This is a genomic window from Alcaligenes sp. HNGD-HTN06 (genome assembly GCF_049932565.1).
Lineage (GTDB): Bacteria > Pseudomonadota > Gammaproteobacteria > Burkholderiales > Burkholderiaceae_B > Alcaligenes > Alcaligenes ammonioxydans.
In genome coordinates, this window is record NZ_CP187782.1 from 1294696 (window position 1) to 1307577 (window position 12882).

11 protein-coding genes are annotated in these 12882 nt (G+C 58.0%); 6 read left to right on the forward strand and 5 right to left on the reverse strand.

Features of this window, described 5'->3' with window-relative positions; translation table 11 throughout:
- Positions 1 to 124: 124 nt before the first annotated feature.
- The 5 genes from ACOZ42_RS05885 (at position 125) to ACOZ42_RS05905 (ending at position 5079) form a co-directional block, all read left to right on the forward strand.
- Positions 125 to 1720, forward strand: a complete 1596-nt coding sequence (locus ACOZ42_RS05885) for a cbb3-type cytochrome c oxidase subunit I (RefSeq protein ID WP_426345662.1) — start codon at positions 125 to 127, stop codon at positions 1718 to 1720.
- Positions 1717 to 2367 (forward strand): cbb3-type cytochrome c oxidase subunit II, encoded by a 651-nt coding sequence (locus ACOZ42_RS05890; protein WP_003801717.1) that lies wholly within the window; start codon positions 1717 to 1719, stop codon positions 2365 to 2367. Before ACOZ42_RS05885 ends, ACOZ42_RS05890 begins: the two co-directional genes overlap by 4 nt.
- Positions 2368 to 2375: 8 nt before the next feature.
- Complete coding sequence (locus ACOZ42_RS05895) at positions 2376 to 3185, forward strand: c-type cytochrome (protein WP_426345663.1); 810 nt, start codon at positions 2376 to 2378, stop codon at positions 3183 to 3185.
- 21 nt (positions 3186 to 3206) lie between these two features.
- Complete coding sequence (locus tag ACOZ42_RS05900) at positions 3207 to 4295, forward strand: c-type cytochrome (protein ID WP_426345664.1); 1089 nt, start codon at positions 3207 to 3209, stop codon at positions 4293 to 4295.
- Between the two features lie 334 nt (positions 4296 to 4629).
- Complete coding sequence (locus tag ACOZ42_RS05905; RefSeq protein WP_426345665.1) at positions 4630 to 5079, forward strand: hypothetical protein; 450 nt, start codon at positions 4630 to 4632, stop codon at positions 5077 to 5079.
- A gap of 144 nt (positions 5080 to 5223) precedes the next feature.
- Here ACOZ42_RS05905 and ACOZ42_RS05910 read toward each other — a convergent pair whose 3' ends face one another.
- Positions 5224 to 5898 (reverse strand): metallophosphoesterase, encoded by a 675-nt coding sequence (locus ACOZ42_RS05910; RefSeq protein ID WP_426345666.1) that lies wholly within the window; start codon positions 5896 to 5898, stop codon positions 5224 to 5226.
- A 188-nt stretch (positions 5899 to 6086) separates the two neighbouring features.
- Here ACOZ42_RS05910 and ACOZ42_RS05915 point away from each other — a divergent pair, with 188 nt between their 5' ends.
- The gene (locus ACOZ42_RS05915; RefSeq protein ID WP_059317948.1) at positions 6087 to 7220 is read left to right on the forward strand and encodes an aminotransferase class V-fold PLP-dependent enzyme; all 1134 of its coding nucleotides are present in this window, start codon (positions 6087 to 6089) and stop codon (positions 7218 to 7220) included.
- A 170-nt stretch (positions 7221 to 7390) separates the two neighbouring features.
- Here the strand turns inward: ACOZ42_RS05915 and ACOZ42_RS05920 are convergent, their stop codons facing one another.
- The 4 genes from ACOZ42_RS05920 to ACOZ42_RS05935 are packed head-to-tail and all read right to left on the reverse strand — an operon-like array spanning position 7391 to position 12736.
- Positions 7391 to 8866 (reverse strand): TolC family protein, encoded by a 1476-nt coding sequence (locus ACOZ42_RS05920; RefSeq protein ID WP_426345667.1) that lies wholly within the window; start codon positions 8864 to 8866, stop codon positions 7391 to 7393.
- Between the two features lie 10 nt (positions 8867 to 8876).
- Entirely contained in the window at positions 8877 to 9563 is a 687-nt protein-coding gene (locus tag ACOZ42_RS05925; RefSeq protein ID WP_426345668.1) for a MarC family NAAT transporter, read from the reverse strand.
- A gap of 21 nt (positions 9564 to 9584) precedes the next feature.
- The gene (locus ACOZ42_RS05930; RefSeq protein WP_003801702.1) at positions 9585 to 11057 is read right to left on the reverse strand and encodes a metal-dependent hydrolase family protein; all 1473 of its coding nucleotides are present in this window, start codon (positions 11055 to 11057) and stop codon (positions 9585 to 9587) included.
- A 44-nt stretch (positions 11058 to 11101) separates the two neighbouring features.
- Positions 11102 to 12736, reverse strand: a complete 1635-nt coding sequence (locus ACOZ42_RS05935) for a Na+/H+ antiporter (protein WP_003801700.1) — start codon at positions 12734 to 12736, stop codon at positions 11102 to 11104.
- Positions 12737 to 12882: the final 146 nt, after the last annotated feature.

Sequence of the window (12882 nt, forward strand, 5' to 3'; positions counted from 1 at the left end):
TCCTCTACTGTGAGTTAGATTGCATTGCATTTGCATCTCGGTACTTACTTTTTTAATAAAACCGGCTGGGGCAATGACGTTTCTCCAGGCTTAGCCGCATGATCGATCTCGGGCATTTATTCACATGACTCCTATATTGGGAATATTACTGGCGACCAGTTTTGTCGCCTCTTTGGTGGCACTGGGCATTCTTGTCTGGGCCGTTGCAAACAAACTGATTTTCGTCGGCAAGAACGAGGCTGAAACCATCTTCATGAAAGGGGAGTTGGGCCAGCCTGACGATAGCGCTTCCTTTGGGGAGAAGAGCGAGGCGCAGGCGCATCGTTTTGACGTGTTGCGTGCCGGCATTGATCGCAGTGGCCGAGGGCCGGTTTTGCTGTTGGTGACGGTCGGAATTACCTGGCTGCTGATAGGCTCGGTGTTTGGCGTGATGGCATCGCTCAAACTGCACTGGCCCGACTGGCTGGCCGATGTGGCCCAGGTGACGTTTGGACGGGCGCGCACCTTGCACCTGAATATTGTGGCCTATGGCTGGTTGTCGGTGACCGGAATCGGTGTGGCCTTGTGGCTGTTGCCACGCATTTTTCATACGCCCTTGCGACGGCCCAATATGGTGTACTTCGGTGCGGCCTTGTGGACCCTGGGGGTCTTGGGCGGCACGCTGGCCGTTGCCAATGGCTGGTCCGATGGCATTGAGTGGCTGGAGTTCCCCTGGCAGATCGATATTTTGCTGGCGGTAGGCGGTTTTTTCCTGGCCTGGCCGGCTATTGAAACTGCGGCCAAGCGCAAGTCGCGCCATATCTATGTGTCAGGCTGGTACTTTCTGGCTGGCATGGTGTGGTTTCCCTTCCTTTTCCTGGTATCGAATATCCCGGGCCTGCACATCGGTGCCCAGCAAGCTACCGTGAACTGGTGGTTTGCGCACAATGTGCTGGGTCTGTGGTTGACGCCGATGGGCGTGGGGGCGGCGTACTACATCATCCCTAAAATCATTGGCAAGCCCGTGTATTCCTACAACGTGTCTTTGCTGGGTTTCTGGAGCCTGGCGCTGTTCTACAGTCAGGTGGGCATGCATCACTTGATGGGGGGGCCGGTGCCGACCTGGGCCGTCACCCTTTCCGTGGTGCATAGCATCATGATGTTTGTGCCTGTGATTGCGGTAGCCATCAACCAGCACGTCACGGTGGCGCAGAACTTGTGGGCCTTCAAGCAATCCATGGCCTTGCGTTTTGTCTGGATTGGCGCACTGATGTACACCCTGTCCTCTTTCCAGGGGTCGCTGGAGGCCATCCGTTCGGTGAACTCGGTGACGCACTTTACGCATTACACCGTCGGTCACGCCCATCTGGGCGCCTACGGCTTTGTGTCCATGGTGATGTTTGGCACCCTGTATTACATGATGCCGCACATTCTGGGACGTCGCTGGCCCTTTCCGGCGCTGATCAAGACCCATTTCTGGCTGGTGACGGCAGGCTTCACGATTTATGTGCTGGCCTTGAGCATTGCCGGGGTCGTGCAGGGCATGGGTCTGATGGACCCGGGCGCCAGTTTCGGCGAGATCACTCGCAAGATGGTTCCGTATCTGGAGGCCCGCTCGATCGGCGGCACCATGATGACTTTGGGTCATTTCATTTTTGCGGCTCACTTTGCCTTGCTGTTGTTGCGCAAAGACACCGCTGTTAATGCGACTCCTCCACTTGCTCGGGCAGATGCATCATGAACCGACTCTTACCTTTACTCATCGGAGCCATTGGCGTTTTGCTGCTGGCCACTCTCATGCTGGTGATTCTGCCGGCTTGGCAATTGCGCACCTCGGAGCCTCCTGCGCCATTGAAGCCCTATACCGTCCAGCAGTTGCAGGGCCGTGATCAGTACGTGGCTAACGGCTGCTTGTACTGTCACAGCCAGCAGCCCCGCTCGAGCGGTCAGACTCTGTTTGACACCGCCCGTGGCTGGGGGCGTGCTTCTACGCCCGGTGACTATTTTTACGACTCGCCCCACTTGCTGGGAACGATGCGTACCGGTCCGGACCTGTTCAACGTCGCAGCGCGCATGAAAAGTCGGGATTGGCACTTGACTCACCTGTACCAGCCGCGTGCGATTTTCGACTGGAGCCTGATGCCATCCTACCCTTATATGTTCGAACTGAAAGCTCAGCTCGAACCGGGCGATGTGCTTGTGCGTCTTCCCGAATCCTTGCAGCCAGAGGGCAAGCATGTGGTTGCCCGCCAGGAAGCCCTGGATCTGGTCGAGTATTTGCTGGCCTTGGATCGCACCTACGCGACTACAAGCCAGGAGTTGGATAAACGCGACCGCGGCTACGACCGCCGCCCTGGCGAGACCTTGATGGACTCGGGCGCTCAATAGGACATGTCATGACAAAGAAAAAAGATTCGAGTTCGCCTCTGGTCGAGAATATTGACCCTAGTTTTGAGCCATGGGAGCCACCGCGTCCCATTCCGATTTTTCTGCTGGCCGTGCTGGTGGCGCTGGCCTTGGCGGGCGTGGGCCTTTATCTGCATGATCTGGCCCCGCATGCCGCGCCAGATGAGTCCACTGTCATCGGCTCTCACGGCGGTGGTACGCCAGTCGTGCCGGCAATGGCTGTTTTAAAGGATGCACCGGTGCTGGTGCATTCGGGGCAGGGCAGTGTGTGGAGCTGCGCCTCCTGTCACGGTGAGGCGGGTGAAGGCGCGGGTATCACCCCTCGTCTGGCCGGTATTTCAGAGGCATATCTGCTCAAGCAGCTCGAGGATTTTGCCAGTGGCGCACGTTTGAATGAGTCCATGCAGTATGTGGCTCGTGGCTTGCAGCCGGCGGATATGAAAGAGCTGGCCAGCTACTACGCCAAGCTGCCTGTCCCCGCTATTGCAGTACCCAGTTCGGACGCGGATCTGGCGCGTGGGCAGGCCTTGTTCCAGAAAGGAGACTGGAAGCAGAACGTGCCCGCCTGCATCAGCTGTCACGGCAGCCAAGGTGAAGGGGTAGGGGCTGCGTTCCCGCCGCTGGCGGCTCAACAGGCGGACTACCTGTTCAGTCAGCTGTCGGCCTGGAAAGGCGGTCATCGTCACAATTCGCCGCAAACGCTGATGGATGATATTGCCTCGCGCCTGTCCTATGAGGACCTGTATGCGGTTTCCTACTACGCCGCCTCCTTGCCAGCCCCTGGCACGCAGGCGAAATAAGATCAGAACAGAGAGTTTTTTATGAAAGATACGCAAGAGCAGGGTCGTGGCAAACCCGTCATGTCGGGCGGACGCAGACTGGCCTTGGGGGCCGGTATAGGGGTATTGCTGTTTGCCATCGGATATGGTCTGAACGCCAGGGGCTGGTTGTCTTTTTCCCTGGGCTCGCCCGATTCGGCGACGATTAAGGTGGGCGATGTCGGTTACAGCCGTGAGGCCATGCAAGCCGATCGAGAGGCACAAAGCAAGGACAAGCTCGCGGTCACGGCGGGAATGCCGGTGGGCCCGGACGGCTACTTTGTGCCGCCTGCCGAGAGCAGCATTCCCGACACACCATACGGGGAAGCCGTTCGGCGTGGACAACAGATTTTTATGGAAACCTCCACGACAGTGTCGGATCACGTGGGCAACACACTGGCCTGTGTGAACTGCCACCTGGATGCCGGGCGCCGTGAGCATTCAGCGCCCATGTGGGGGGCTTATGTCAGCTACCCGGCGTACCGTTCCAAGACCAAGGCCATCAGTACCCTGGAAGATCGCATTATTGGTTGTTTTACCTATTCGATGAATGCCCAGGCTTCTTCTACGGGGGTGGCGCCACCGGCAGGCAGCGACGTCTACCGTGATTTGATGACCTATATGTACTGGATGTCTGACGGGGCGCCGACCGGTCAGAAGTTGCCTGGTGCCGGCTTTCCCAAGGTGAAAAAGACGGATCTGGGCTATGACGTCGCGCGGGGTAAAGAGGTTTACACCAATAACTGCGTGCTGTGTCACGCGGTGGATGGTCAGGGACAGAAGGATGCTGAAAGTGGCGTGGTCTTCCCGCCTTTATGGGGGAATAACTCCTACAACTGGGGAGCGGGGATGGCACGTATTGATACGGCAGCGGGTTTCATCAAGGCCAATATGCCTTTGGGTAAACCATTTTCCCTGACCGATCAAGAAGCCTGGGATGTTGCCGCTTACATCAACAGTCATGAGCGTCCCAAAGATCCCCGTCAGACAGGGACGCTGGAGCAGGCTCGCGTGGAATTTCACGATGGAGAGGAAAGCTACTACGGCAAGGAAGTGAACGGCCTTGTGTTGGGTGGGGGCGTGGACAAGTAAACGTTGGGCTGTTGGAAAGCGAGCTCGTAGGACGCCGGTACTGGGGATTTGCCGATTGGTTGCTTCCTTGGACCCATAAGCAAAGTAATTGGGCAGCGGTTTGTGCCGTAAACACCCAATGAAATCAGGTCGATGGATGTTATGCACAAGCAGTTATCGGCAGTTGCAGCATCCGGCTGTCCAGTGACCTTGATGGACTGGGCTGAAAAGCACCCCACTAAACGGCGGATTATTCAGCATATGGTTGTTATTAATATCATAAAGAGATAAAAACCATACCTTATCTGCTTGGCACTCGCCGACCTGTTCCAACTTTTTTGACCTCTTTTTTCGAATGATTCCCTTTAAACAACTTGGTATCTGCGCCCTTGCTCTCGTGCTGGCAGGCTGTGCCGCACATCGGGCTCCTTCCCGCTTTGAGGGCAAACCTGTATCGGAAGCCGTGAACGCCATGCCCAAACGTTTGCAACAGTCTGGAATAACCAACGATGGCAAACCCTACTATTACTGGATATTTGACGAAGTTGAAACGGTGACATTCACAGATAGCTACGCCTATCACAACACCGATCGGCCTGGTATGACCACAGGCCTGTATTTTTATGAACGCGAACTGCCTCGCAAGTGCTCTGTGGTAGTGGTGTATGACGACGCCACGCAAATCGTGACCGACTTCCAGGTCAATAAAACCCGCAACGCCAAATGCCGGAAAATGGAATCGTATCTGGACGGCAGCGCCTACAAACCCGGCTTTCTGCTGCAGTTCAAAGATCCTCTGCGTTAGAGACATCATTACAGACAGCAGAGTTAGGGCGATGTCTTGATGGGGTGGTCATCCGCCTGTTCTTTTCTGGGGGATGACCGATGTTCAAGCCGGTGCAGAGACAGCGTGAGGGAAGAAGCCCGCACCAGCATTGACGAAAAACGCCTACAAAGCCACCAAGCGCTTCAAGTCCAGCAAGGTGAAATGCCCATGATCCAGCCACCCGCCGGTATCAATGAAAAACACATTGCCCAATTGCCGCATTTTGTGCGTTGTCTGGTGCCCATGCACCAAGGCTCGCACGCCACTGACCAGACCGTCGTAGCCCGTCACATAGCGGTCTCTGGACCACATGCAAACATAGCGGTCATTGGCATCGAAAGCCTGGGTATGGATGTGTTGCCAGTCTTCGTAGGGGAAGTCGGCATGCACCATACCCACTAAACCCAGGGGCGTTTCAATTTCCATTGCCAAAGGCAGGGCTTGCAGGCGTTGCGCGATAAGGGATTGTTCGTCCGGTGTGCAGTCGTCCAGCCATAGCCCGCCATGCACACGATGGTCTACTTCTTGAATCGCTTGTCCAATCGCCCGCCGCCAGGTCAGTTGTTCGTGATTGCCACAAATTGCGTGAAACCAGGGCAGGTCAAGCCAGTCTAGAACCTGGTGCGACTCCGGGCCGCGATCTACCAAGTCCCCCACTGAAAAAAGCCGGTCCTTGGAGGGATTAAACCGAATCCGTTTTAAAGACTTCTTCAGCTTGGTGAAGCAACCGTGAATATCTCCCACGGCAATATCGCGTCCCAAGGTATTTGGCTTAAAGCGGGCTACATGCATTGTCATGTTCGGGCCGGGTGAAACGTGCCCATCACGGTACTCATAGCCGGGACTGGAGTCAAGAAAGGCACGGCCTGCTTCCGATAAACCTTAGTCTGAGCAGACTACGCGATGGGACAAGCAGACCGTGTTGGATGGCTTGGTCTAAAATCCCTGGAGCTTACTATTTTTTCTCTCTGAATTCCGAGGTTTTCATGTCTCACACCAATACGCCTGTTGATCCGGACGGCCTGCTTGAGTATTCGGTGGTCTACACCGATCGCGCGCTAAACCACATGTCGAAAACCTTCCAGGAAGTGATGCGCGAAATCTCTCGCACGCTCAAGCTGGTCTATCAGGCTCACTCGGCGATTGTGGTGCCGGGCAGCGGGTCGTTCGGCATGGAGGCGGTCGCCCGTCAGTTTGCGACTAATCGCAAGTGCATGGTGATTCGTAACGGCTGGTTCAGCTACCGATGGACGCAGATTTTCGATATGGGCTCCATCCCTGCCAGCACGACGGTTCTGAAAGCTCGTCCGATCGAGCCAGGGACGCAGGCGGCCTACGCGCCTGCGCCTGTCGAGGAAGTGATCGCCGCGATTCAGGCTGAAAAGCCGGCCCTGGTGTTTGCCCCGCATGTGGAGACGGCCTCGGGCATTATGCTGCCAGATGACTATATGCGTCAGGTAGCAGATGCGGTGCATGCGGTCGGCGGACTGTTTGTGCTGGATTGCATTGCCTCTGGCACCGTCTGGGTGGATATGAAGCATGTGGGCGTGGATGTCTTGATTAGCGCGCCACAAAAAGGTTGGACCGGTTCAGCGTGTTGCGGCCTGGTGATGTTGAGCGAGCGGGCTCGTCAGCACATTGACAGTACAACCAGCACCAGTTTTGTCTGCGATCTGCGCAAGTGGCTGCAGATTATGGAAACCTATGAAAATGGGGCTCACGCCTACCACGCGACTTTGCCTACGGATTCATTGAAGGTTCTGCAAGAGGCGATGGCCGAGACCGAAGCGCTGGGTTTTGACTGGGTCCGCAATCGTCAGCTTGAGCTGGGTCGCAAAGTGCGCGCTCTGTTGAGTGAGCACGGTTTTCGCAGCGTGGCCGCGCCGGGTTTTGAGGCCCCGGGCGTTGTCGTGTGCTACACCACGGACGACGGGATTCATTCGGCGGCGAAGTTTGCCAAGGCTGGCTTGCAAGCGGCGTCGGGCGTGCCTTTGCAGTGTGATGAACCTGCCGATTTCAAGACTTTCCGCATTGGTTTGTTTGGCCTGGACAAGCTGACTCATATCGAGCGTTCTGTAGAACGCTTGGCCCAAGCCCTGGATGCCATTGAGGCGCAGTAAGGCGTGGGTGCACACCTTTTTTGCCCCCATGAAAAGGGAGCCGCGAGAGGCTCCCTTCGTGGATGACTGGGCTCGGCCGGAGCCCCTGCCCCGATTGACTGGGCCGGCATTCGAGGCAGGCCCAGCCGGATGGCAGGGTTGGCCAGGCGCCGCTGCTTAAGATTGAGGGTTTAGGGCTCTTTGGGCGCCTGGTTGAGTTCACCCATGGCAAAAGCGAGATTGACGGAGCCCACCAGCCCTGCCGTATGGGCCAGAGTCTGGGCCTCCTGGGCGCCCAGCAGCCCCGTGTGGGCTTCGGTCAGCAAGGTCATGCCGGTCAGACCTTCCTGATAAGACTCCAGCGCGCCCTGGTAGGTGATCTGGGCGGCCTCGACCAGACTGCTGGCGGCCTGGTGGGATTCCAGAGCTGCGCGCAAGGCATCGGCGGCGATGATCAGTTGCTTGTAGGCATCCTGCTCGGTCTTGACGACACGTTCGCGCGCAGTGTCAGCGCGTAACTGGGCTTCGCGCACTTGCTTGTTGCGCAATCCTGCATCGTAAAGCGGGATGCTTAAGGCCAGCACGGCCCCCCGGGAGGAGGCTTGGGGGCTGATCTCTGGCAGGCTGCCGACGCTCAGTGAGCCCATGCGCTTGGACATGAAGCCCATGAGTGCCAATTTGGGCATGAAGCTCGCTTCGGCAGATTCGATGCCCGCCAGACTGGCTTGATGCGCGGCTTGCAATGCCTGAACATCAGGGCGCTGTGCAATGGCTTTTTTCAGGATTGCGTTGCCGGGAATGTCCAGGTCTTCCGGCAAGGGCCGCGAGGCGCTGTCCGCGACCGAAAGCTCCGCCTCGGGTGACAGGCCAATGGCCCCCAACAACGTCTGATAGGACTGCCGTGCCAGTGTGCTGGCATTGACGTGATGCAAACGGGCCTGTGCCTTGAGTTGCCGCGCCTGGGCCACTTCGATCTGGGTGCCCAGGCCATTGCGTTGCCGCTCCAGAGCAATGTCTTCGATCAAGGTGGCATTTTTCAGACCTTGAGCAGAGATGCGCGCGCGCTGACGGGCCGAGTTGTAGTTGAAATAGCTGATGGACACCTCGGCAATAACGGCCTGGTGGACACCGCTGAAGGTGATCCGGCTGGCCATGGCCAGTTTGTCCGCCGCCTTTTGCAAGGCTGCCCGCTTGCCAAAATCGAACAGCAGCCATTTCAAGGTAAGCGAAGGGACGGCACCACTTAAATGGGTGTCGTAGTCCACATCGATTTCTCTGCCCAGAATGTGAACACTGTCGTCCCGATCACTGCGTATATAGCCGCCCACCACACTGGCAGAAATAAGCGGCAGGTAGGCGCTTTGCACCATGCCGGCGGCTTCCGCAGCTTGCTGGGCCTCGCCCCAGGCGATACGGGTGCTGGGATTGAGGCGTTGCGCCAGATCGATCAGTTCAGGCAGGCTGTATTCGTGACCCGCCCGGATCGTAGGGATGGGCTGGCTGGAGTCGGGGCCCGGCTCGTTGGCCAGTGTCAGTCGGGGCGGCTCAGGGGCATCCTGGCCGGAGGCGGGTGAAGCGACGGACCGGTGGTCCGGAGCCGCACAGGCCGTCAGGATCAGGGCGGCGGTCACGCTCAGGCTAAGACGCAGAGCAGGCAAACAAGACATAAACATACACTCAGGAGGCGGCAGAATGGGTTAGCAGCGTGGCAGCATACTGCTGACCGCCTTCCAGGACCAGCTGCACGGCCATGCAAACCAATAAAAACCCCATGATGCGTGAGATGGCATCGACGCCGCCATGACCAATGACACGCACGATGCTCAAAGAGGAGCGCAGGCAGATGAAAAAAATCAGGCCGATCAGAACCGCCAGAATCACAGGGGCCACCATTAGGACCCATTGGGCATACTGTCCGCGCATGCCATGCATTTGGGACGAGGCACTGAGGACCAGAGCCATGGTGCCGGGCCCCACAGTGGATGGCAGCGTCAAGGGCACAAACGCGATATTGTTGTGCGAGGCCGTATGTTGATCGTTGGCCTGGGACACCATGTCACTGACAGCGGGAGGAAACAGCATGCGGAAACCGATGTAGGCCACGATCAGGCCGCCCGCGATACGTATGTCCACCATGGAAATGCCCAGGGCCGATGTAATCCACAACCCGGCGTAATAGGTCACCAGCAGGGCCAGGGTCACGCATAGCGTTGCCTGGCGCAGCTGCTGTTTTTTTTCCTCTGCACTCAGGCTCACGCCTAAAGACAAGTACATCACCATGGCGGTTAAGGGGTTGGCCATGGGCAGCAAAAATGCCAGCCCCAGGCCGATCAGTTTGAATAGCTGCATGATGTCGTCTGGCATGGGATCTCCTGGGGGTGAGGGTCAGGCGGGCAGGGCGTTCTTGTAGATTTTGCCATCCTTGATGATCAGCAGCAGGTTCTGGTCGGGCTGTTCCAGAAAGTCCAGACTGTGTTCGGGCTCGCCATCGATCAGCAGCAGATCGGCCAGAGCGCCAGGGCGAATGACGCCGAGCTCGCCTTCATATGGCTGGCGCAGGCCGGACAGTTGCAGCAGGCGGCCATTGTCTCCTGTCGCCATTTTCAGCACCTTGAGCGGTTCATAAAAACGGGTCAGTTTGGACAGCATCCGGCCGTGATGGGGAAGATGAGCGGGGGTAAACAAAATATCCGTGCCCCAGGCGGTCTGGATCTGGTATTTGTCGGCCAGTTCGTAGGCACGTACAGTGCCCACGGCAACCTGCTGCTGCTTGGCTTTGCTGTGTGGGTCGCGCTGGACGTTGGCATCCTCGTCGGCCAGGAATGGTTGCAAACTCCACCACACGCCTTCGCCGGCCATCATGCGGGCCGTTTCGTCGTCTGCCAGTTGGCCATGCTCGATGGATTTGACTCCCGCCTTGATGGCACGCTGGATGCCGCGCGCACAGTAAACGTGCACCATTACGTAGGTGCCCCAGTCGCTGGCGGCGCCGACGGCGGCGCGCAGCTCTGCATCGCTAAACTGCAATCCCTCCAGGGGGTCGTACAAGGACGTCACTCCGCCCCCAGCCATCAGCTTGATCTGACTGGCCCCCAACATCAGTTGCTCACGCACGCGACGCAGAACCTGGTCGGGCCCATCGGCAATACAGGTGACCCCGGCCCGTTCGGTGTGACTCAGATCGCCCTGCGCCCGGGGGACTTCGTAACGCATCCGGAAGTCGGCGTGCCCCCCGGTTTGCGCAATCATCGCCCCGCTGGGGTAGATGCGGGGACCGTGCAGCAAGCCCATATCAATACCGCGTTTTAGCGAGAAGCTGGGGCCACCGGCATCGCGCACGGTGGTAAAGCCGCGCAGCAAGGTACGCTCGGCTTCTTTGCTGGCAATCAAATGCAGATCAGCCGGGTCGGCCATCATGGCGGTCATCTGGTCTACTGCACACAGCAGACTATGCCAGTGTGCGTCAATCAGCCCGGGCATCAGCACTTTATTCTGACAATCCATGACGGTGGCATCGGCGGGAATCTCGGCTACCGGCATGACCGCTGTGATGCGACCCTGATCAATCTGAACGGCCAGACCGTTTTTCAACTCGGTGCTCTGGCCATCGAACAGGCGCAGATTGCTCAGAATGAGTTTTGGGGACAGGGCGAGCGGCTTTTGCTCCAAGGCATTGTTGGACTGGAAGGCCGGACCTGTTGGGGTGGCGTTGGGAGCAAAGCTGGCCGCTGCGCTCAGACGCTTGTGAATGAAAGGGATGGAGGGGTGCGCGCAAACACAGGCCGGCACACCGTGGCGATAAGCCAGACGTTGTTGGCGCAGAGCAGGGGAATGGCCCAGGTAAGAATAGGTCTGCATGGCATCCTGAAAAATCAAAGGTAGGGGAAAGAGAAAGAGCGGACTCAAGACATGCGCAATTCGATCAGGTCCAGTAATCGGACCCGTTCGCGAGCGATTTCATCGGATATCTGACGGGTACGCGCCAGGGTGTAAACGGCGTTGCGAGCCGCGCGGATGGCTTGGATTTGCATGTTTTTCTCCAACTCCTGTTCGGCCAGATCCTGGTCAACCCCTTCGGCGGGCGGGCTATGGGCAATGGCGCTCAGGACCCGGTCGGCCATGGCGGTGTAGCGCGTTCCGGAGGACTCGGGATTGTGGGCAATCAGTTCATTCAGTGTTTGCGCGACCGATTGCGCACTGGCGTGTCGCACGGCCTGCTCGGCCAGTTCTTCCTGCTCCTGGCGGCGTCGCAAAGTCGGAAAGGAGACGCGTTTCATCAGGGGAGGTAAAACCAGGCTGGCGGTCAGCAGCGAGACGATAATGACGACCGAGGCCAGAAAGATCGCCAGGTCGCGGGCCGGGAAGGGACTGCCGTCCGTTAAGGTCAGCGGCAAGGTCATGACACCGGCCAGGGTGACGGCGCCCCGCACCCCCGCAACCGACAGGACCAGCACCAGCAGCGGATTGGCCTGAGCGGTTTCGTCGTGATGACGCAGCCCCAGTAGTGAAAGGCCTCGTCGCAGCCATAAATAGCCGTACACGCATAAAAACCGCAGTGCAATCAAGGTGGTACACATGGCCACCGCATACACCAGCAGCCAGGCAGGATTGTGGTGGCCGGTTTCTTGGACCACCTGTACCGCGCCCCGAAAAATGGCTGGCAACTGTTCGCCCAGCAGGACAAACATCATGCCGTTCAAGCTCAGTTGCACGGTGTCCCACACGGTCTTGCGCTGCATGCGGGTGGCGGCCAGCGCATTGCCCGAGAGTTCGGCATAGCTCATGGTAACGCCCGCCGCTACAGCAGCCAGAATGCCGGACGCTTCCCATTGCTCGGCCAGGTAGTAGGACGCAAAGGGCAGCAGCAGGCTGAACAGGACTTCGGCCCCGGGCTCCTCGCCCCAGCGGCGCACAAAGAGATTGCGCACCAGCAGCAGGGCGCGCGTGGTTGCCACACCCACGGCCAGGCCGACAAGCGTTAGCCACAGGAAGTTCTGGCTGGCTGCCGTGACTGAAAAAGAGCCGCCCAGAGCCAGGGCGACAGCAAGCCGAAACGCCACCAGTCCGCTGGCGTCATTGAACAGGGATTCACCTTCAAGCAGGGCTTGCAGTCGTGGCGGCAAGGGCACGCGCCGGGTAATGGCGGAAACGGCGACCGGGTCGGTTGGCGAAACAATGGCGGCCAATGCAAAAGCGACTGGCAAGGGCATGGCGGGAATAAGCCAGTGCAAAACATGCCCCAAGCCGAACACGGTCAAAAATACCAGAATGAAAGCCAGAACCAGAATGCCGATCCGATCTCGAATTAAACCTTCTTTGGAAATGCGCCAGCCGTCCAGAAAGAGCAGGGGCGGCAGAAACAGATAAAAGAACAGGTCCGGATTCAGGGTGATGCCGTGATTGAACCAACCTGCGATCAAAAAGCCGATCAGGATCTGCACCAAAGGAGCAGGGATGGCAACGGGAATCATCTTTACCATGCTGTTGCTGATTAAAACGGCAGCCAGCATGCTCAAGGTCAGGTTTACGTCGTCCATGGCGATTCTGTATAAATGACGGTGGTCATTGAGGCCCTATCAGAAAGTTGCTTGTCACTATACGCGTAAAAATGCGAGAGACACAGATGTACGATCCGGCAGGAATAAAAGGTCTATGCCTGAAAGGGCTCAGGTACAATTCCCCG